At 47.9% G+C, this 20,326-nt stretch carries 16 protein-coding genes; 3 read left to right on the forward strand and 13 right to left on the reverse strand.

Annotation, left to right across the window (positions count from 1 at the left end; translation table 11 throughout):
• Window positions 1-227 precede the first annotated feature (227 nt).
• Together GWO68_RS03475 and GWO68_RS03480 are read left to right on the forward strand one after the other, a co-directional pair.
• The gene (locus tag GWO68_RS03475; protein ID WP_162345014.1) at window positions 228-2,399 is read left to right on the forward strand and encodes a sensor histidine kinase; all 2,172 of its coding nucleotides are present in this window, start codon (window positions 228-230) and stop codon (window positions 2,397-2,399) included.
• Between the two features lie 77 nt (window positions 2,400-2,476).
• Window positions 2,477-3,292 carry an alpha/beta fold hydrolase gene (locus GWO68_RS03480; protein ID WP_162345015.1) on the forward strand — a complete coding sequence of 272 codons (816 nt, stop codon included), beginning with the start codon at window positions 2,477-2,479 and terminating at the stop codon, window positions 3,290-3,292.
• 77 nt (window positions 3,293-3,369) lie between these two features.
• Here the strand turns inward: GWO68_RS03480 and GWO68_RS03485 are convergent, their stop codons facing one another.
• The 13 genes from GWO68_RS03485 to GWO68_RS03545 all read right to left on the reverse strand — a co-directional run bounded on the left by GWO68_RS03485 (window position 3,370) and on the right by GWO68_RS03545 (window position 19,054).
• A complete protein-coding gene (locus GWO68_RS03485; protein WP_162345016.1) occupies window positions 3,370-4,275 on the reverse strand; it encodes a hypothetical protein in 906 nt (301 codons plus the stop codon).
• 68 nt (window positions 4,276-4,343) lie between these two features.
• The gene (locus GWO68_RS03490; protein ID WP_162345017.1) at window positions 4,344-5,165 is read right to left on the reverse strand and encodes a helix-turn-helix domain-containing protein; all 822 of its coding nucleotides are present in this window, start codon (window positions 5,163-5,165) and stop codon (window positions 4,344-4,346) included.
• A gap of 169 nt (window positions 5,166-5,334) precedes the next feature.
• Window positions 5,335-7,137 (reverse strand): hypothetical protein, encoded by a 1,803-nt coding sequence (locus GWO68_RS03495; RefSeq protein ID WP_162345018.1) that lies wholly within the window; start codon window positions 7,135-7,137, stop codon window positions 5,335-5,337.
• Between the two features lie 3 nt (window positions 7,138-7,140).
• Window positions 7,141-9,300: a DUF4175 family protein gene (locus GWO68_RS03500; protein WP_162345019.1), complete on the reverse strand. Its 2,160-nt coding sequence runs from the start codon at window positions 9,298-9,300 to the stop codon at window positions 7,141-7,143.
• The gene (locus GWO68_RS03505) at window positions 9,301-10,794 is read right to left on the reverse strand and encodes a BatA domain-containing protein (protein ID WP_162345020.1); all 1,494 of its coding nucleotides are present in this window, start codon (window positions 10,792-10,794) and stop codon (window positions 9,301-9,303) included.
• A 188-nt stretch (window positions 10,795-10,982) separates the two neighbouring features.
• Entirely contained in the window at window positions 10,983-11,876 is an 894-nt protein-coding gene (locus tag GWO68_RS03510; RefSeq protein ID WP_162345021.1) for a DUF58 domain-containing protein, read from the reverse strand.
• A gap of 36 nt (window positions 11,877-11,912) precedes the next feature.
• Window positions 11,913-12,551 (reverse strand): hypothetical protein, encoded by a 639-nt coding sequence (locus tag GWO68_RS03515; protein ID WP_162345022.1) that lies wholly within the window; start codon window positions 12,549-12,551, stop codon window positions 11,913-11,915.
• Window positions 12,552-12,556: 5 nt separating this feature from the next.
• The gene (locus GWO68_RS03520; protein ID WP_162345023.1) at window positions 12,557-13,096 is read right to left on the reverse strand and encodes a hypothetical protein; all 540 of its coding nucleotides are present in this window, start codon (window positions 13,094-13,096) and stop codon (window positions 12,557-12,559) included.
• Window positions 13,097-13,237: 141 nt separating this feature from the next.
• The gene (locus GWO68_RS03525) at window positions 13,238-14,233 is read right to left on the reverse strand and encodes an AAA family ATPase (protein ID WP_162345024.1); all 996 of its coding nucleotides are present in this window, start codon (window positions 14,231-14,233) and stop codon (window positions 13,238-13,240) included.
• An 89-nt stretch (window positions 14,234-14,322) separates the two neighbouring features.
• Complete coding sequence (locus GWO68_RS03530; protein ID WP_162345025.1) at window positions 14,323-14,940, reverse strand: DUF4159 domain-containing protein; 618 nt, start codon at window positions 14,938-14,940, stop codon at window positions 14,323-14,325.
• A 127-nt stretch (window positions 14,941-15,067) separates the two neighbouring features.
• Window positions 15,068-16,384: a TldD/PmbA family protein gene (locus GWO68_RS03535; protein ID WP_162345026.1), complete on the reverse strand. Its 1,317-nt coding sequence runs from the start codon at window positions 16,382-16,384 to the stop codon at window positions 15,068-15,070.
• A 145-nt stretch (window positions 16,385-16,529) separates the two neighbouring features.
• Complete coding sequence (locus GWO68_RS03540; protein WP_162345027.1) at window positions 16,530-18,176, reverse strand: TldD/PmbA family protein; 1,647 nt, start codon at window positions 18,174-18,176, stop codon at window positions 16,530-16,532.
• A 224-nt stretch (window positions 18,177-18,400) separates the two neighbouring features.
• A complete protein-coding gene (locus GWO68_RS03545) occupies window positions 18,401-19,054 on the reverse strand; it encodes a septal ring lytic transglycosylase RlpA family protein (protein WP_162345028.1) in 654 nt (217 codons plus the stop codon).
• A 288-nt stretch (window positions 19,055-19,342) separates the two neighbouring features.
• Here GWO68_RS03545 and GWO68_RS03550 point away from each other — a divergent pair, with 288 nt between their 5' ends.
• Window positions 19,343-20,251, forward strand: a complete 909-nt coding sequence (locus tag GWO68_RS03550) for a DUF72 domain-containing protein (RefSeq protein WP_162345029.1) — start codon at window positions 19,343-19,345, stop codon at window positions 20,249-20,251.
• Window positions 20,252-20,326: the final 75 nt, after the last annotated feature.

Raw genomic sequence — 20,326 nt, forward strand, 5'->3', positions numbered from 1 at the left:
TGTTTAAAATTCATTCTTTGCGCTGCAAATCATCCAAATAAAGACCTGCCTTCATCTTTTTCTTACCTCGTAGCACTGCTATGCGGCTCACAAAACATTTCGCCAGAGCCTTTTCTGTCTGATTTTACCTTGCAAAAACGAAATTTAAACATGCTCTAACTAAGAAGCCACTACAGCTTGTGTTAACTATAAGTATAGCTTTTTGCTTATTTTTTGTAAATTGATGAATGCATTTGCCCTACACGCTACAGTATAACCACCGCTGCAACTGGCTTTTTTGCCTGCTGCTGTGGCTGCTGTGCCTGCCGGTGCTGGCTGCCCAATCGCACCCGGATACCGTAGCGCTACAACCAGGGCAACAGGTGCTGGCGCACCAGCTACAGGTCTACCACGATGCAAGTGGCAAACGTTCGGTGCAGGAGGTGGAGCATTTATACTTCGGGAAGCTGGACACGGTAGCTACGTTGCAGGCCGGTAAAACAGTGCATTGGGTACGGGTGGTGCTGCAAAACAACAGCAAAAACGAGCAGGAACGATACCTGTACGCCGGTGACTGGAGCAAACTGCAACTATATACGCTACAACCTGAGGGCAACTATACAACCCTGCAAACAGGGCAACTTGTGCCGGTGCAGGAGCGGGACGTGCCGCAATATAAACCGTACCTGCGACTTAAACTGATGCCCCAAAGCCACACACTGCTTTACCTGCGCCTGCAAGGCGACCTGAACCTGTACAAACCACAGCGCCTGAGCCTGGAACTATACACCCCGGAGCAAGTGATAAAGCAAAACAACAACCGCTTACTGGTGCAGGGCCTGTTTATGGGTATTATTTTAGTGATGACGCTTTATAACCTGGTGCTGTTCATATCAGTGCGCGACCGTAGTTATTTATACTATGTACTGGCGCTGCTGGGCACGGGCTTATACTTTATGTTTTACCACGGCTTTGCCCTGGAGCTGCTCTGGCCAAACGCCCCTTACTGGAACGCTCATAGCTTTGCGTTTATAGTTACGTTCAATGGCCTCTTCCGGCTGCTGTTTACCCGTAGTTACCTGGGCACCAAACAAAACCTGCCGCTCTGGGACAAACTGCTGTTACTGCTGGCTATACTTTATGCGCTGCCTATAACCATGGGTTTACTGTCGTACTTTACACCGCTGGACCTGTTGCAGCCTTGCGTAGATTTGATAGGCATTATTGGCGGGGGCGTGCTGGTAGTGATGCTGCTGGCAGGCATTGCGTCGCTGAGGCAAGGGTACAGGCCGGCTTTCTACTTTCTGGTTGCCAACGTGTTTTTTGTGGCAGGCGCACTGCTGTTTATACTAAAAGAAACACACCTGGTACCCGATAATTCTTTTACCGTGTACTCGGCACAGGTAGGCGTGGTAGCGCAGGTGGTGTTATTCTCGCTGGGACTTGCCTACAGGCTAAACACCGTAACCAACAAACTGGCTACGGAAGTGCTGGAGAAAAAACGCCTGGAACTGGAAAAGGAAACCGAACGCAAACGCTTAATAGAGCGCCAGAAAAAAGAACTGGAAGTAACCGTAGAGAACCGCACCGCCGCCCTGCGCCTTAAAACACAGGAACTGAACCAGACCGTACGCCAGTTGCGGGCATCAGAGCACAAGCTGCGCCGCCTTAACCAGCTAAAAGACCGTTTTTTTTCGATCATCTCCCACGACTTGCGCACGCCGCTAGCCACTTTAGATTCTTTCCTGAACATCCTGCTTAACTTCTCTGACCGCATGAAACCGGAGCAAATGCAGAAACTGGCCAACCACACACAACTATCGGTGCGTAACCTGCAGGCCCTGCTCGAGAATTTGCTGCAATGGGCCGCCTCCCAAACCGCTTCCGATCACTCCATGCGCTTCGAGCCGGAACCCCTAAACCTGCAGCAACTGGTACAGCGCAACATTACCCTGCACCAGGATACCGCCGCAAACAAGCAACTGCAATGGCAGCTACAGGAGCCGGAGCAGATGCAGGTTTTTGCCGACGCTAACATGCTTGATTTTGTATTCCGGAACCTGCTGCACAATGCTATTAAGTTCTCTAACCCCGGCGGCGAGATAAAAGTAAGCGCAAAAATAAAAGCCGGCCGATTTGCCGAAGTGTATATTGAAGACAATGGTATAGGCATGAGTGCCGATGTAGTGAAATCGCTTTTCCATACAGACCAGCCTGCCATTACAACCAAAGGTACCGCTAACGAGAAGGGCACTGGCTTAGGGCTGCTGCTGTGCCGCCTGTTTGTAGAGCGTTGCGGTGGAAGCATCAAAGTAAAAAGCGAAGAGGGCAAAGGCTCCTGTTTCTGGTTTACGATACCATTAGTGCCTGTTAAACCCAACCGTACTATAGCCCGCGAACTGGAAGGAGAAATTTGCTAAGGGTAACAAACCAACTATAGTTTCACTTTCTCAAATATTCCGATAGCTTTGCCAGATACCTACACATAAAACCTGCCATGAAACACACCTTACCCGACGGACTACAGCTATACTATGAACTGCACGGCGATGTAAATGCTACGCAGGCTATTGTTTTCCTGAACGGACTTTCGCAGTCTACGGCGGCCTGGGGCGGGCTGGTACCGGTGCTGGGTAAAAAGTATAGGTTAGTGCTGATAGACCTTCTGTTTCAGGGGCAGAGCGATGCAGCGCCAAAACACCGCAGCTTTGAAGGCCACGCCGCCGATGTAGCCGACTTGCTAAAAACGCTTGATTTACCGGACACCTTGCTGGCTGGCATATCGTATGGCGGGGCGGTGGCGCAACGCTTTTTAGTGAACTACCCGGATCTGGCGCAGGCAGGGGCATTGCTTTCAACGTTCCCGTACAAGGATGCTTTTTTTGATGCCATAGGCTATAGTTGGGAAGCTGCTTTAAAAGCCGGAGGTTATCCGCTGATGCTGGATGTGATGCTGCCAACGGTGCTGGGCCGTAGCTATTTCCTGAACCCGATTATCACGATAGAGAACCTGAAGAACGCTAAAACTACCCAAAGCCCGACACCTGAAAAAATCCTGAACCTGACACAGGCTACCAAGGAAAGCAGCAATTACCTGGAAGAATTGAAAAAAGTAGAAGTACCTGTATTAGTGGTGCAGGGCGAAGAAGATTATTTGTGCACTATAGAAATGGGCAAAGCCATGTACCAGGCACTTCCCAACGCCAAGCTGGAGATACTGCCAAACGTAGGCCACACGCTAAACCTGGAGTGCATCCCGGACCTGATACAGTTGCTGGATACTTTTGCTACAAAGGCGAGGCAGACGGTATAGCTTGATACTTTAAAAAAGCAGCACTGGCTTTTAACCCATTCCTGGTTTGGTAGTAAGCCAGCGCAGCTTTACAGTAGTTATTTCACGGTTTCCCGATCCCAGTTCCGGATCATATCTGCTATACTCTTATCGGCCTTTTCTGCTAGCAGCAAGGTCAGCTGTTCATCGGTTAGTTTTTCTTTATTGCTTTTAAAGGCATCCCACCATCTTTTGCTTACCTGTTTGCCACCAGCCTCATAAATGTTTCCGGCGGCTATATGCCAGCGGCTCTGGTACCAGCCATAATTCTTCGGGTGCTTCTGCCCTATTTCGTTGTAGCGCTGGTCAGCATCCTGCAGGCTGGTATAGGTATACTCGCTGGCCCCGCTGCTTACCACCATGCGCGGAAATAGCGTGAGTGCGGGTAACGCAGCAGGTTCTTTCTCGGCAATGTAAGTGTGCAAAAGTGTATTTGTAAACAGCTCGCCCAGCCATTTGCGCTGCATATTTAACCCAGCTTGGAAATGGAAAGCATGGCCCAGTTCATGCAGGGCTAGTAAATCGAAGAAAGGTTGCATGCTCAGGTTACCCGCGTCGTCCTGATATACTTCCCGGATTTGCTTACTTAAATCTTGGGGTAGCTGGTTTAGTGGAGGTATAAAACTTTTCCAGAATGGATTGTCTTCAGCTGCTACTATAAGTGTTTGGTCGTCAGTATAATGCGGCATGCCATATACCATGGGCCCTTTCGTATACCTGGTCCAGTCGTCCGGGCTCAGAATGAGGAGTGTTACGGCCGGTTTAAACCCCAACATCTGTTGGTAATAAGCCATGGCTTCGTCTATACGGTGGGCTATGGTTTCTGCACGTTGCTTGTGACCAGTGCTATAGTGCACCTGTGAAGTATGGCCCTGCAGGGCGTGGAGCTGACTGTAATGCTGTGCCCCGGCAGGCTGTGCTGACAGTAAGGCAAATGCTAATAAAAGTAAGATATACGGCTTCATAAATCTGTGTTTTTAGTTTACCTAAAGTTCAGATAATGTACCGACGGGAAATAGTATAAAAACGACAACTATAGGCGCAATTCGGCCTGCAGGCGCACCGGGGCTTTTTGCAGGTCTTTTTCGATGGTGCCCGGTGCCACACCAGCAAACTGTTTAAAATCACGGATAAAATGCATCTGGTCGAAGTAACCACAACTATAGGAAATGTGAGTCCAGCTTAGTTCCGGGTAATTTTCGTGCATGCGGTAGGCTTTAGAGAAGCGGACAAGACGGGCAAAGAATTTAGGCGTAAGCCCGATCCGCTCTTTACTCACCCGCTCAAACTGGCGCAGGCTAAGGCAGGCAAGTGAGGAAATTTGCTCTATCGGGGCGTTTCCATTATGCCGCATCAGTTCCAGCATCGCCCTGTCAAAAGGGAGCGCTTGTTTCAGGGTCTTTACTTTGCTTAGCAAAAACTCCTCGATCACAATCTTTATCTCATCAAAGCTTTGCGCTTCCTGCAGCCGCTCGTTTACCAGTGCCATTTCGTTGCCATACACATCAGTCGCGTCAAAGTGGCTATCGATCATCTCACACATTGGTATGCCCATAAACCGATGCAGCCCACCCGGATGAAAGCCAACCCGCACAGCTTTGTGGCTTCTGTTGATATCGAGCATTACGCGGCTAACCTGCGGCCCTACAATTACGCTGCGGGGCTGTTCTACAAACTCAGTAGTACCTTCCTTTTTTACTTTGATGCGATCGTTGATATAAAAGAAAAGGGAATTTTGCGGGGCAGGAGGATAAGGGCAGGCGGACGAGGTCGGACCTACTTCGGCATGAATCACCATAATGCAGTTAACGAATTCCTGCAACAGAATGTGCGGTGTGTAGAATTTAGTCTGCAAGGCGCTACTTTTTAAAGTTTAATACACAAGTTGCTATTGCCCGGATTATAAGATAATGTATGCTTTTGTTTATGCTAAGTAATTTGCTGTCAGTAGCTTATGCTGGGTTGGTGTTTGTGGGTACGGATGGCTATAGTCAAAGTTTTAATGAGTGAAGCTGACCGCTATACTATAGTTTCTCTTCCAGCCACAAAAAACCGCTGCTAAGAGTAAACAAAACAAAAAACCAGATCAGCGAAACGGGCTCATCTTTATAAGCTATAGCGCTTTCGGTTGCTTTTATAGTTTGCCTTGCGATAAATTCTTCCGTAGCCATTTTACGGTTAGCTATAGTTTCAAACTCCCAATCCGAAGGTTGCTGCACATAAAAAAAGTATGGCGCAGCGTCCGGGGTTTCTACTTTATGCCAGCCAGATTTTCCAGGCCAAAAAGTGCCGCTATACTTTTCGGGTTGATGCACGTTTTGGGCCAGTGGCAGGTTTATAGTTGTGGAGTCGGTTAAGCTGGTTATAGTTGCAGTTGGCGGGGTTGCGCCTGTAGTTAAAGTATAATCTGTAAACGAAAGTATAGCTGGCTTGCGGGGCTGCGGTACCTGCGGCTTTTCCAGTTGCCAGAACTTATCCCTAACCTCTTCTTTAACGATAGCTGCCAAAATGGTAGCCCAATAACTGGCATATACGTTTTTGTTACCCTCCAGCTGCCACTGAAAAGTTTGCGGCACATAGCTCATGGCTACTTTTCCCCAGCCGGCTTTTTTGGCTGCAACCAACAGGTTGTTGCCTTGCGCGGCTACCAGGCCTGTAACTGCCTCAGTGGGTGCCAATGCATAAGCCGATGCGTTTATAGTTGCCTGGTTTCCGGGCCAGCTGGCGCGCGTGCTGCGGCTACTATGCTGCGAGAGGCGTTTGCTCCGGAAGCCGGTAAAAAAGCCCGTAGTTTTACCTGAGGCCGGCTCCGTAACTATAGTTAGTACACCCAAACCATCTTGGGTTACGGCTCTTTGTAAAGTTGCTCTTTCACGGGCGCTTAAATTTTGGAGCACCTGCTCGTCTGTTATTACCACATCAATGTTTTGCAGCAGTTTAGGGGTTAGCTGGCTCAGGTCGGTTTTGGGTGTATTCACAAATTCGGTCTGGCTGATGTTGCGGCTAACGGTAGCGCGATAGGCCACTTTGTGCTGTTGTGCGGCCAGGTGGTTTTTCAGAAATTTAAATTCGAAGGAAGGAGTTGCGGCAAGCAAAAGTATCTGCAACTGCTGCTGCTCTTTTACCTGCACCGGGACATGGCCCAGCGTATCCTGCTGCCCGTCGGTTTTGGCCAGTAAAGTATAAACCCACCGCCCGGTTTGTTTAGGTGCGTAGCGTAGGTTAAACGTAAAGGTACTATCCGGTTGCAGTTCTACGGAATCGCGGAGCTGGCCTGCTGCTTGCAGGTATAGTTTGGTTTCTGATGCTGTTTTATACTTGCCGGCTATAGTTACAGTCTCTCCCAGGTTTACGCTCTCTGGCCATTGCACAGCACTTATGCCCGCCGGTGAGGCAGACAGGTGCGGTACAAGTTTGATTCCTTCCAATGTTTTTAGTTGGGCCTCGTCCAGGCCATATCCAAGTAAATGCAGTGTTTTAAGGTTGGGTTGCTGCTGGCGTAGGGTATGCAGATCTGCTAAAGAAATGGCATGTTCTGCTTCGGCCTCTAAACTATAAATTACAGGTTTTGCGGGCTGCCGGTTGAGCAAAGCATTTAGCGTGTCGGTGTGGTAGCCTTTGGTTAAAAGTGTAGCTGCGCCCGGGTTAATGGCATGTTGTATAGTTGGCGGAAAAACGATCAGCACCAGACATATGCCTGCTACCAGGCTTGCCAGTAAACGCCAGGCCAGCCGCTTCCGGGCAGGTCTGCGCCATGCCAGCCATAGCAGTAGCCCCACAACCAAGGTTGCTAAAAGCCAGGGTAAATATGCCGGAGTTGTATACACGCTTTACTTCTGATTCAGTTGTTTTAAATATTGCTGCGATAACCTGCTTCTGACTGCTTGCTGCGACTGCGGCGTTGGTGTAGCCGGCGGCAGCAGGTTAACCCAGGCGCGCTCCACAGTAACCAAACAGGTTTTGCACAGCGTTTTGCCAGCCTGCATCGCTGTAAGTATCATTCGCAGGTCACGTAGCGCTTTCAGGTTGCTGCCGGGCTTCTGCAGTGTTTGCCGCGCCAGCTCCTGACCAGCTTTTTCAAGTATGGCCGCATCGGTAGGCTTGTATTTGCCGGTTTGTTTATAGGTTGCCAGCCATTGCAGTGCAGCTTTGGTTTGTGGCAGCTGCTTTTCGGTAACTATAGTTTTGCTTTCTGATGGGGCTGTTATCTTGTTTAGTTCACCTGTCAGGCGTAGTTCAGGCTCTTTAAGCGGTGGTGCCTCAAAGCCGGTTTTAGCTACATACGCCCGTTGCGATTGCTGCACTTCTTTTAACATGCGCAGCGCTTTGTACTCGTAGGGCAGGGCATCTTTGGGTTTGTGCGTGCGCAGGCGCAGTTCGGCATCCCACATCTGGGCCAGGGCTCCTTTTAGTTTGGCTTTCACGGCGGGCTCAAAAATGGTAGCTTCGCCTTCCTGGTCGTGTTTGTGCATGTAGGGGTCAAGCAGCGCTTCCGGGCTGTTCTTGTCTTCAAACTCCTTGTGGTCGTGGCCATCGCCTTTGTAGTGTTCTTCGCCTTCGGGTATGCCGCCACCCGGCCCGATGCCGCTTTCAAACTCCTCACCCAGAAATTTACCATACCGCAGCCTTAACAGTTTCTGGTCTACGCCCAGGTTGTTGGCACGTTCCTCAAACTGAGCGCGGGTTATAGTTTTCTGCTCTTTCAGTAGTTTTTCGGTGTCTATAATGATCTGGCGCTGGCTCCTGAAATACTCCGGCACCGGGTTCACGCCCATCGACAGGTCAAAGGAATTGTCAACTATAGTGGTATCTTCTATCTGCACAAAATAGGTTTCGGAGCGGGTATAGCCACGGTGGCGGTCCCAGGCCTGCAGGTAAAAGTATAGTTCATCGCCGTAGGTCATGCCCAGTTTTTGCAGGTCCAGGGTTTGTTTTACCGCATAGTTTTTAGGGTTGCCATTCAGGTTTAGGTTGATCTTTTCTTCCCTGAACTTCACAGCCTCGCCGGTTCCTTTGGCTACGGTAGCCACCATGTTCGCTTCCCGGATGCCGTAATCGTCGGTTAGCTGGGCCTGTAAGGTTACGCGCTGCGGCTGCCCAAACAGTATCTCGGTATACTGTTCAGGCTTCTGTATGGCTATAGTTGGTGCCTCGTCGGGGATGATCTCTAACGTATAAAACGCTGATCTCTGCCCGTTCAGGTTAATCGTGTAAAGTCCCGGAGTAGTAAAGCTGCGCGACAAACTATAGCTGTTGCCTTGTTTTTTGAAGTTGATGGGTTGCTGTTCGTTTAGCTGCAGCTGTAATATTGCAGGTTTAGTTGTGCTGATGCGCCAGGAAACGGTGGCTCCTTGCTCTATTAGCAAATTGGGGTTCTGGGCACGGTAAGTGCCTTTGCCGGTGTAAGCAGGTGGTGTTACCGTTATTTCTGTTTTCTCAATTTTAACAGCTGTATCTGCAGCGGTAACCGGATTGTCAGGAAAATCAACTTTTATAGTTTCGGGCTGAGGTGCGGTAAGCGGTGCGGCCGGCAGATATAAAATACCCGCCGAAAACAGTAAGCCTACACCCAGTAAAGTATAAGTGGCAGTGCTGCGCAGAGTAAATATCTTTTCGTTCTCCGGGTGAAGCTGCTGTAGCGTTGCTGCAACGCGTTGTTGCTGTAGTTGCTGAAGCAGGTTTTCGGGTGCCTTCAAAAGTAATTCGGTGCTGTCCTGTAGCTGCGGATATTGCCTGTTTAGGTGCCGTGCAACCTGTTGTAAGCTTGTTTTAGTAACTGCCCTCCAGCCAAGTACAAAGTATAAAACTGCCGCCACAACTATAGTTACAGCCGTTGTAGCTAATAACGAAACTTCTAACTGCCAGCGCCAAAGTATAGCCAGGCCTACAACTATAGCCGCCAATGCCTGCAGCGCATACAGCCACAGCTTTGCCCGCACGTACCGCCCGCGAATTTGGTGTAGAATATGGATGCTTTCCGGTGTGCTCATTTATAGGTTGCTGCGCCTGTTGGCGATAATCCGTTCTATCAAAAATAAAATAAAAGCTGCCAACACAAACCACTTCAGTAATGGGATTTGTGCTGTGTTTAGTTTGGGTATAGTTGCGGCTTTTATAGTTTTGGCTGGTAACAATTGCTGGTCATCTACAGCGCTATAGTTGTAAGTTGGCTGCGGTTGCGGTAAAAGTAAAGGAAGCAACATTTCCGGGAGCTGCGCACTCTGCCCCAACTCACTCCAGGCAGGCGCAAACCCACTCCGGAAAGTATAGATTTTGCCCTTGCCATAGTTGTCGGAGTAAAGTACAGGTTCTCCGTTGGCTGTGGCCCAGAGTTGGTTCTGTTGCTGAGGTTGCAACTGGCTAAGCTGGTGTACTTTTATAGTTGTGCTGCCTATCCCTGTTATATGAGTTGTTACAGGTTGCGGTTTTTGACCTGGCTGCACCCATATGTTTAGTCCGTTATTAACTTGCTGCGCTATACTTTCAGGCAGTTCGTCTTTTCGAAGCCAGAAAACCCAATCCGCCTGTGTCGTATCTGCCTTAAATTGAAAAGGAAAACCTGTATAGTTGCTGATTGCCTGCAACGCAGCTTTCAGGTACTGCACTTCAGGTTGTTGCGCTTCATCGGTGAATATAGCTACCTGCAAAGCGCTGGTTCGTATTTTTACTTTATTACTGCTACCAGATATGATAGCTTCTAAACTGTCCTGCTGGTGTTTTAACTGTAGTTGCTGGTTGCGGGGCAGCGCTATAGTTTGTGCCGATGCAGCTGTTTTGAACTTGCTGTAATGGGTACCTTCTCGGGAACTATGGCCAAGTATAAGCAGCAGACTGTCGGGTTTAATTTGAATGGCCGCCTGTAGCCAGGTTATACTTTTATCAGTAGCCACCGGAATCCATTGTATATGCTGGGAAATACTTTCGGGACGGGTGCCTGCAAAATACTGCTGCTGGTCTGAAGTGAAAAGCAATACGCTATCCTGTGGTAATTTATACTTTGCTGCCAATGCCGGCAAAAGGCCCCAGTAGTTATAGTTACTATTCACCAAACTGTCCTGTGTGCGGTTGCTGATCTGTTGCCATTCTTCCTGTGATAGCTGTTTGAAATCCGGAGTATAGCTATGCAAACTATAGCCGCGCTGCAACAGCGAATCTATAGTTGGTTTGATGGGTTTTAGGGCAGAAGTATAAAGCAACTCTTCACCGATAACTATAGCCTTAGCTTCTTTTTGCTTTTGTGCCTGATGCTCCCAAACTGGTTGCGCCAGCGCCACGGCCAGAAGTATAAGTATAAGGCAGCGCAGCACCAACAGCCAGAAGTTGGTCAGCTTTATACTGCTCCAGCGGTTACTCGCCGACGCCTCCAGCCAACGCAGACTACCCACCTTTACCGTCTTCCCCTGCCGTTTATTCCACAGATGAATAGCAATCGGTATAACTATAGCCGCCGCTGCGAAGAGAAAGTATGGTGCGAGAAAAGACAAGAGAGTTTAGGAGTTAGAGAGTTAAAAAGTTAAAGAGTTGTTTTTTTCTGTCATTCTGGAAGAATCTTGAGTGCAAATAGCAAAGGCTTAACCTCCCTCTTACCAAGATCTTTCCAAAATGACAGGTGCGTGCCTGAGCTTTATTTTTTGAGTAAACAATCAACAATTTAACATCAGTAATTAAACCATCACCCATACAGCAGCCGTTTTTGCAGGAATGTTCTCAGCGCCTTATCTAGTGGCTCGTCGGTAACAAACCTGTCGTAGGCGATCTGACGGTTGCGCATGTCTTTTTCTATGTCCTGCAGCCACTCCTGCTGTTTGGCTAAATAGGTTTGCTTTTGAGCGGCGCTGCTTACCTGCAGCGTTTGCCCCGTTTCCAGGTCCTCAAAGGTGAGGGTGCCGTTATAGGTAAACTCCAGCTCGTTACGGCTCATGAGGTGTGCCAGCAGCAGCTCGTGCCCCTGTGCGCCCAGTTTGTATAGCAAATCTTTTATCTCATGCTCATGCTCATACAAATCCGACAGAAAAACGGTAAGCTCTTTCTGCCGGCGGGCCGCAAATAGGTTAGCTGCCACCTCCATGCCCGGAAACTTACCTTGCGGCTTTACCTCGGCCAACTGGTGCCAGAAGCGCTGCAGGTGCATGTTGTCTGATCGCGGCGTCAGGTTAATGAGTTGGTTCTCGTGCAGTACATACAGTCCCACCGCATCGCCCTGCGTAGTCGCCAGGTAAGCCAGCGAGGCCACCATAAACCGCGCGTAATCCATCTTGCTGATACCATTTACATCTTCGTGTGCCATCGAGGCGCTGCCATCCAGAATAAACCGCACCGTGATGTTGGTGTCTACCTCGGCCTCCCGGATGTAATAGCGGTCGGAGCGGGCAAACATCTTCCAGTCGAGTTGCCGCAGATCGTCGCCGGGCTGGTAGCTGCGGTACTGGCTAAACTCCAGCCCCGCCCCACGCCGCAAACTCTGGTTCTGCCCCGCCAAAAAGCCCTCCACCACCGTTTTAGCCAACAGCGGCAGGTCTTTTATGGTAGCCAATACCTTCGGGTCGATGAATTTATGGGTGGTCAAGGAGTAGGATTTTAGAGTTTTATGTGATGGATGGGCTTATCTAATTGTATCAATTGCAACTAACTCATTATTTTGCCATACTTCCTCAATTTTGTAATCATCTTTATAAATTATCTTCTTTCCTTCAGCAACACCATTTACATAATCCATTTCAATAAAAAGCTCTTTTCGGGGATGATAAACTGTAAACTTCCCGTGTGGTTTTCTATTTACTAAATCAGCTAAACTATAACTGTATTGCTCATAAAAGCTGCTGGCAAAAGCACGGGCAGGTGGTACAATATTAGGGGCTTTCATGTATACTGCTTCTTTCCAGTTCTTTTCAATTACTTTGTCACGTTGAAAGAATATTAAAGTATAGCAGTAATTAAGCGACTTAAAGTTTTCTAAAAACTCAATGATAGAATTCCGATCAGTTGAACTAACATAAAACAGATATAGATTTTCATTTTCATGCCCATGCCAACATCTATTTGGGCTCTGTTGATAATCAAGTAGCTCAAAAGTTGTACTGCCTATTTGAGTTAACCTCTTTACAGCAGGTTGGCTCCAATAGACAGTATAGTTTGTTAGATAATGAAAAGAAGAAACGATTAAAAGCAAAACCGCTACAACCAGAAAAATATACAGATTTGTCTGATTTTTAAATATCTTATATGGTTTTCTATGCTTCATAAAACCTATACCAAACTCTGCCGCAACTTCAGATCCACCAACTCAGCCTCAATAGCTGCCTCATCAAGTATAATATCTACCCCACCGATTAACTCTTCACGTACTTTGAGCATATACTTTCGGGTGTCGGTATAGAGTACAATGGCTGCGTCGTAGTGTATAGTTTCGTAGAACTCCTGATTCCAATCCTGGTACACTTCCAGCATCAGCACCTGCGACGACAGTACCTTTATCTCTGAGTATTGCCCTGACTGCAGCAGCTTTTCGCAACGGAGCGGCATTTTACTTTCTTCTATGGCAAACTCGTAGTAAGTGGTGCTTGTATCAGGCGTAAGTTTATAGTCTGCGCTGATGTTGATGAAAGTGAGGTCGCCGCGGTTGGTTTTAAGGCCAAGCGCAAACTCCGGAGCCCAGTACAGCAGCTTATCGCCATTTGCTTCAACTTTTAGTCTGTCAGTGAAGAAGTAACAGATCCTTTCTCCCACAATTTTCCTCAAGAGTTGTGTGCTCGTCTCTGTCAGTTTTATAGTTGCTACTTCTTCCATCTGTTTCTTTTTGTAATTATGGCGCGAGCGTCTTCGCTCGTGCTTATTATAGTGTGGCCTCTGGCCACTTTATGACAGATCTACACGGGCCAGAGGCCCAGCTATAGTTAGTCACAGCGAAGACGCTCGCGCCATGATTTACTACACCAACACTGCTTTTGGCAGCTTTATACTTTGCAGCAGCTCGTCTACTACATTATCCGGGGTAATGCGCTCTGCTTCGGCGGCAAAGTTTACCAGTACGCGGTGGCGCAGGACAGGATAAGCCATTGTTTTTATATCATCTATAGTTACAGCAAACCTACCATGCAGTAAAGCTCTGGCTTTGGCGGTAAGTATAAGTGCTTGGCCGGCTCTTGGACCTGCTCCCCAGCGGCAATAGTTTTTTACGAAATCTAAAGTTGTGCTGTCGGGGCGGGTAGCACGTACCAGTTGGTTTACAAAGCTCAACAGGTCTTCGTTTATGCTTACCTCGCGTACCATTTGGCGCAACAGCATTACTTCTTCACCGCTAAGTATAGGTTGTACCTGTGCCTGCCGTGTGCCGGTGGTGCTGGATAGTATATTTAGCTCCTCCTGCTCGGTTGGGTACTTTATTTTGATGAAGAGCAGAAAGCGATCGAGCTGCGCCTCCGGTAGCGGGTAGGTTCCGGCCTGTTCTATCGGGTTTTGGGTTGCCAGCAGAAAAAAAGGTTTCGGCAACGAATATGTTTTACCGGCATAGGTTACTTCGTGCTCCTGCATGGCTTCCAGCAAAGCGGCTTGCGTTTTAGGTGGCGTCCGGTTAATCTCATCGGCCAGCACAATGTTCGAGAATATCGGACCTTCGTTAAATTTGAAAAAGCGCTTGCCGGTGGCGTGGTCTTCTTCCAGCACCTCAGTACCAAGTATGTCTGTCGGCATCAGGTCCGGGGTGAACTGTATTCTTCTAAAACCTAGATCCATAGCGCTACTCAGCGTGCGAACCAGCAACGTTTTAGCCAAACCTGGTACACCTTCCAGCAAACCGTGTCCGCCAGCCATCATGGTTATCAGTACCTCGTCAAGTACCTCTTCCTGGCCTACAATTATTTTCTGTATCTCCTGCTTTAGCTGCGGTAGCTTGCCTAACAGGTGGTTTATGTCTTGTTCAGTCACAGTTCTTAATTACTAATGATGAATGAATAATGACTAATTATTGAGCAGCTTTCGCAGTCTATTAATCATTACTCATTAATAACTATTCATTAACTAGTTAGCGCATACATAATAATGTTTACGCCAAATTTGGTGTTGTCTTCGGCCAGCCAGCGTTTGTTTCTAAAGTCGTAATCCCATTCGCAGCCATAGTCTTTGTTGCTGTAAAGCACGGCTACGCGGCCGTTTATCTCTATCGCTTTCAGGTAGTCGTGCACCAGGTCGTCGCCCCAGCCGTTTAGCTCAAAACTTGTAGTAGGCGGGCCGTCCTCGAAGGTAAAAAAGCTGCGGTATAGTTTATGGTTATTGGGTATCTTCTTCAGCGCTCCCGCCCCAAATATCTGCCGCATCTGCTCCTCAAACGACTTGGCAAAAAGCCCATCGATGTCGTGGTTGCAATCGTCTACAAACACGAAGCCACCGTTGCGCACATAGGTCTCAAAGTTCTTTCGCTCTTTCTGGTTAAACTGCACCAGTTTGTGCCCGCTCAGGTAGCTAAATGGGTAATGGAACAGCTCCGCACTCTCCAATGATACCACTTTCTCCTGCTCGTTTACCTTTACAGTAGTGTATTGGATAAGCGAGTGCATCAGGTTGCTTGGCATACGCGGGTCGGTATCCCAGTTGCCGGATCGGTATTGCAGGCGTACGAAGGTAAAAGGTTGCACTTATAAAACAGATAGTGTTTAAACTAACTGTCATCTCGAACAACGTGAGAGATCTATTTCGAACACTTGTATCAGATCTCTCCTATCGTCGAGATGACAGGAAAATTATACTATAAATCTTCAGCAATTACACGGCATCCGATAAGCTGGTGAAGGTAAAGTCGCGCACTTTCATCGGCGGAATAAGGTTGCCACTGATGCGTTGCGGTTTACCAAGTGCCTCCAGGTTATTAAGCATGATAATCGGGCTCTCGTTGAAACGGAAGTTCTTAACCGGGTACATGATCTTACCATTTTCAATGTAGAAAGTACCGTCGCGGGTTAGGCCGGTAAAAAGTAATGTCTGCGGATCAACGGAGCGGATGTACCACAAACGGGTAACCAGTATACCGCGCTTGGTGCTCTTGATCATATCTTCCAGCGACTGGGTGCCACCTTCCATAATCATACCGCCCGGGTTTGGCACTGACTTGGCTCCTGTTTTTTGGGCCCAGTAAAGCGAGTTCGACAGGTTCTTTACAACGCCCTTCTCAATCCAGGTTGTTTTTTCACGCGGGCGGCCGTCTCCTGAGAAAGGTGCTGACGGAATTTCAGGGTGAGCAGGGTCAGAATAAACGGTTACACGCTCATCTACCAGCTTTTCGCCCAGCTTGGTTTTGCCACCTGCTTTGCTCAGGAAACTGCGGCCTTCTTCGGCGCTACGCTGGTCCAGGCCACGGAACATGCCTTGCAGTAAATCTATAGATGCGGCTGGCTCCAATATAACAGTATACTTACCCGGCTCCAGGGCTTTAGCGTTGCGCGAGCTGGCAGCTTTCTGGGCAGCTATTTCCGATGCTTTGCCTGTATCAAGCTTACTGGCATCTGAGAAATCCTGGGTTACGTAGCCGGAGCCGGTTCCGTCTTCGGTACGCATCGTTACCGAAAAGTCTATTACCGTAGCCGGATGATAAGCGAACAGGCCTTTGTTGTTCATCTTGGCCGTAAAGTCGGTATAGTGCTCCAGGAAGCCCGCAGCCGTAAGGCTTTTAGCGTTTGCGGCCGCTATACTTTTTGCGGCAGCCTCTGCTCGGTAAGCTGGGTCTATTTTAGCTGTGGTATCAAAATGCTCTTTGGTAGTGATGTATTTCTGAGGTCCCAGTAGCGGTACATATTCCGGGCTTTCAGGAGCCAGGCGCGCAATTTCTTCAGAACGACGAATTACTTTTTCCAGTGATTTATCGTCGAACTCGTTTATAGTTGCCACACCAGAACGCTTGCCAAAACGCGACTCCACAGACATAGCCGTGTTTTCTTCGGCACCGCTGGTAGATACTTCGTTTCGGGCATAGCGTATGTTGCCGCCATTATTGCCGCTAAGTGTAATCTCACACTCATCAGCCTTTGAATAAGCAAGCGCTTTTTTAAGTATAGCCTGTGCTTCTTCTTTACTTAATATTGCCATGTTTAGATAGTTAAGAGTTGAGAGTTATGAGTTAAGGAGTTAGAAAGTTAAAAAGTTAGAAGGTTAGAAAGTTGGCTACTGTAAGTGCTGGCGTTTCTAAGAACATCTACTTTTAACTATTAACTTTTAACTCTAAACTAAATCGTTAGATTTTACGGGCAGTGTTTATCACATTTACACCGTTGAAACGGGTGTGGGCAGAGCCGTGTGATACTGCGCTTACCTGGCTTGGCTGACCTTTGCCATCGAAGAACGAACCGAACAGGCGGTAGTCGCTTTCGTCGCAGGAGCCGGCACAAGAGTTCCAGAATTCCTGGGTGTTGCTCTGGTAAGCCACGTCCTCTAACATACCAACAATTTTACCTTTGCTGATTTCGTAGAACACCGTACCCCCAAACTGGAAGTTATAGCGCTGCTGATCGATAGAGTAAGAACCACGGCCTGCAATGTAAATGCCTTTGTCTACTCCAGCTATCAGTTGGTCTACATTCTTTTTCTCTTTGCCTGGCGCCAATGATACGTTTGGCATGCGCTGGAACTGTACAGAACTCCAGTTATCAGCGTAAGCGCAACCATGCGATTCTTTCTCGCCAATTATATGCGCCTGGTCGCGGATGGCCTGGTAGTTTACCAGCACGCCGTCTTTAATCAGGTCCCACTGTTTAGTTTTTACACCCTCATCATCCCAGCCTACTAAGCCAAGCGAGCCTTTCTGTGTTTTATCGGCAAAGATGGTTACTTTATCAGAGCCATACTTAAAGTTCTTCGATCTCCATTTGTCCAGAGTGGCAAAAGAAGTACCGGCATAGTTGGCTTCGTAACCTAGCACACGGTCAAGCTCCAGCGGGTGACCCACCGATTCGTGTATAGTTAAGCCCAGGTGGTTCGGGTCAAGTATAAGGTCATATTTGCCGGCTGCTACTGATTTGGCGGTTAGTTTTGCGCGGGCCTGCTTGGCTGCCAGGGCGGCATCTTCCAGCATGTCGTAGGCATAACGGTAACCCATCATACCTGTGCCTTCCGGTCCTTTAATTTTTTCAGATGCCTTCGGGATCATGTACTCATAACCCATGCCCATTGGGGCGCTAAGCGCTTCGCGGGTTCGGAACTTACCGGATGCTTTATCTACAGCAGTTACTGTAAAGTTTGGCCAGATGCGGTGAATATCCTGATCGATGTAAGAGCCATCGGTAGAGGCAAAATATTTCTGCTCGTTTATCTGGAATAGCGCCGAGTTTACAAAGTTGGCACCGTTATCAAGTGCTTTGGCGTTGGCGGCCAACAGCAGTTCTGCTTTCTCGCCAACAGGTACTTCAAAAGCGTTTTTCTCGAGCGGGGTTTTCCAGCTTACTTCGCCGTAGCCTTTTACAGGGGCCAGGTGTACCGGCTCTTTCTGTAGCTTGGAGTTGGCTTTGGCAATGGCTACGGCCTGTTCTGTTGCTTTGGCTATCCCTTTATCCGATACATCGGAGGTAGCGGCAAAGCCCCAGGTGCCATTAGCCAGCACACGTATACCTACGCCATAAGACTCTGCGTTTACGATGTTCTGTACTTGTTTTTCGCGGGTAAACACATACTGTTGCAGGTAACGGCCTATGCGCACATCGGCATAAGAGGCGCCTTTGCTTTTGGCAGTGTTAAGGGCTACGTCGGCAAGTTTCTTTTTAAGAGCCGTATCAACGGTCTCCAGCAGGCGCTCCGGCGAAACCGTGTCGCCAAAGACCGGGATGGAGGTAAGCATTAAGCCCCCAAGCCCCATGGCCGACAATTCGAGGAAGTTTCTTCTTTTCAAAGTAAGGCAGGTTAGTAAAGTTTGTAGGTTTAGTTTTCGGTAACTAAGTATAAGTATATCTGAATAGTTTTCAAAACATAAGCCTACTAAATAAGCTTAACCCACCACAACTATAGACTAAACACCTGATAACCTATATAAAGCATGAGTTGCTTAGTAAAAGGTATAAAACAAAAAAGCGGCCCTGTTAAGGAGCCGCTTATCTGTAATCAAATAATTAACTGTCAGGATTCTCGTACCAGGCCTTCGAGGCCTTCTTCTTTCAGGAGTTCGTTAAAAGCTTCGGCGTGCTGTCTGCTCTCGAACGTGCCAATTCTAACCTGGTGTACTTTTTTGCCTTCTATCTTTTCCGCTTTCAGCTCTACCTGCAGGTTTTTGTCAAAAGCCTTTAGCTTTTTAGTCTGCTCCAGGGCCATCTCTTCTGATGTAAACGCGCCTTGCTGAATGGTAAACAGGTTTGGCCTGATTGGGTCGCCGGCAGCAATGGCTTTGCCATCAAGCTCTATCACTTCCACTTTTACGTTGGCTACACCTGCGCCGTGCATATCAAGTTTTCTGGCGGCTACTTCCGATACATCAATAATGCGTTTGCCTACATACGGGCCACGGTCGTTGATGCGTACTATTACAGATTCGTTGTTGGCGAGGTTGGTAACTTTTACCTTTGTGCCGAAAGGAAGTGTATTGTGGGCTGCGGTCATGTCGTTCTTGTTATAACGTTCGCCGCTGCTTGTTTTTCTGCCGTGGTATTTGCTTCCGTACCAGGAGGCAGCCCCTGTTTGGGTTTGAGTGTTGTCTTGTGCTAATGTTACTTGGCCGATGCCGATAAATAGAAAAATGATTACTGTTAGCAGGATGCACTTTCTATTATATATCATATTACTAATTGTTGGTGAAACAGCAAATTTACGAATAATTTTTTAAACGAGGCCTTTTACGCCAATATTGTGCGTTGGATGTGGGGGGATACAGGATAGGGTACAAAGTTGCTATAAGGGCTCTAATGCAAAAAGTGCTTTTTATGCAAGTATAGGCTTATTTTAATAAATTAATTCAGCCAAAAGTGCAATAAAAAAATTATCAATATATTTTCATAACAGCATAATTTCATGCGTTGGCACAACCTTATGTTTGTTTGCGTATAAAACAGGCTACTACTTATAACTATGGATTTCGGGAAATTACAGAACATAACGAACGTAGATTTTACACTTCCTTCAGATCATCCTGATAATCAGAGGTTATTGCTAGCGCATAAGCAGGACAGCAAGCCCGAAGTATACATTGGATTACCGGTTTGGGTTAACAAGTCGTGGATAGGAAATATATACCCGGCCACCATGCGCGAAAAGGATTCGCTGCTGTGGTATGCCAGGCAGTTTAACACCATTGAGCTGAACAGTACGCATTACCATATCCCCGGCGAAACCACCATAGAACGCTGGCGTAATTCGGTACCGAGAGGCTTTCGGTTCTGCCCTAAGTTTCCGCAACTTATTAGTCATGAAAGTGCCTTACGCAATACCCAAAGTATAACGGCTGCCTTTTGCGAAGCGATTGCCGGATTGGAAGATAACCTGGGAACATCCTTTCTGCAGTTGCCGCCCTACTTTAGCCCTGACCAATTACCGGATCTGGAAGAGTTCCTGAAGTTTATACCTGAAACCATACCTGTTGCTGTAGAGCTACGCCACCCTGACTGGTTTGTAGACAATATTGCCAGCCTGGAGCTGTTTGAGGTGCTTGAGAAGTATAGCGTTGGAACTGTGCTAACTGATGTGGCCGGCCGCCGGGATGTATTGCACATGCGCTTAACCACCCCAACAGCTATGATCCGTTTTGTTGGCAACGGCCTGCATCCGACGGACTATACCCGCATAGATGACTGGGTTTCAAGACTAAAAACCTGGTTTGACAACGGCTTGCAGCAGCTATACTTCTTTGTGCACGAACCCGACAACACTTTTGCTCCGGACCTGGCCATTTACCTGATAGAGCAATTGAACAAAGTGTGCGGTCTTGACCTGAAAGTACCGAAGAAATACGTGCAGCCGGTGCAGGGAGAGTTGTTTTGATAGTTTGACCTCACCCCAGCCCTCTCCTAAAAACAGGAGAGAGGGTTTTTGTCTGAACCAAGATTTTTAGGATTA

Source organism: Pontibacter fetidus, from assembly GCF_010119545.1.
GTDB lineage: Bacteria > Bacteroidota > Bacteroidia > Cytophagales > Hymenobacteraceae > Pontibacter > Pontibacter fetidus.

Bases quoted from the DNA above. Each gene is read 5' to 3' on its own strand.
- GWO68_RS03475 (WP_162345014.1), top strand. From the start codon at position 228: ATGCATTTGCCCTACACGCTACAGTATAACCACCGCTGCAACTGGCTT.
- GWO68_RS03480 (WP_162345015.1), top strand. From the start codon at position 2,477: ATGAAACACACCTTACCCGACGGACTACAGCTATACTATGAACTGCAC.
- GWO68_RS03485 (WP_162345016.1), bottom strand. From the start codon at position 4,275: ATGAAGCCGTATATCTTACTTTTATTAGCATTTGCCTTACTGTCAGCA.
- GWO68_RS03500 (WP_162345019.1), bottom strand. From the start codon at position 9,300: ATGAGCACACCGGAAAGCATCCATATTCTACACCAAATTCGCGGGCGG.
- GWO68_RS03515 (WP_162345022.1), bottom strand. From the start codon at position 12,551: ATGAAGCATAGAAAACCATATAAGATATTTAAAAATCAGACAAATCTG.
- GWO68_RS03520 (WP_162345023.1), bottom strand. From the start codon at position 13,096: ATGGAAGAAGTAGCAACTATAAAACTGACAGAGACGAGCACACAACTC.
- GWO68_RS03535 (WP_162345026.1), bottom strand. From the start codon at position 16,384: ATGGCAATATTAAGTAAAGAAGAAGCACAGGCTATACTTAAAAAAGCG.
- GWO68_RS03545 (WP_162345028.1), bottom strand. From the start codon at position 19,054: ATGATATATAATAGAAAGTGCATCCTGCTAACAGTAATCATTTTTCTA.
- GWO68_RS03550 (WP_162345029.1), top strand. From the start codon at position 19,343: ATGGATTTCGGGAAATTACAGAACATAACGAACGTAGATTTTACACTT.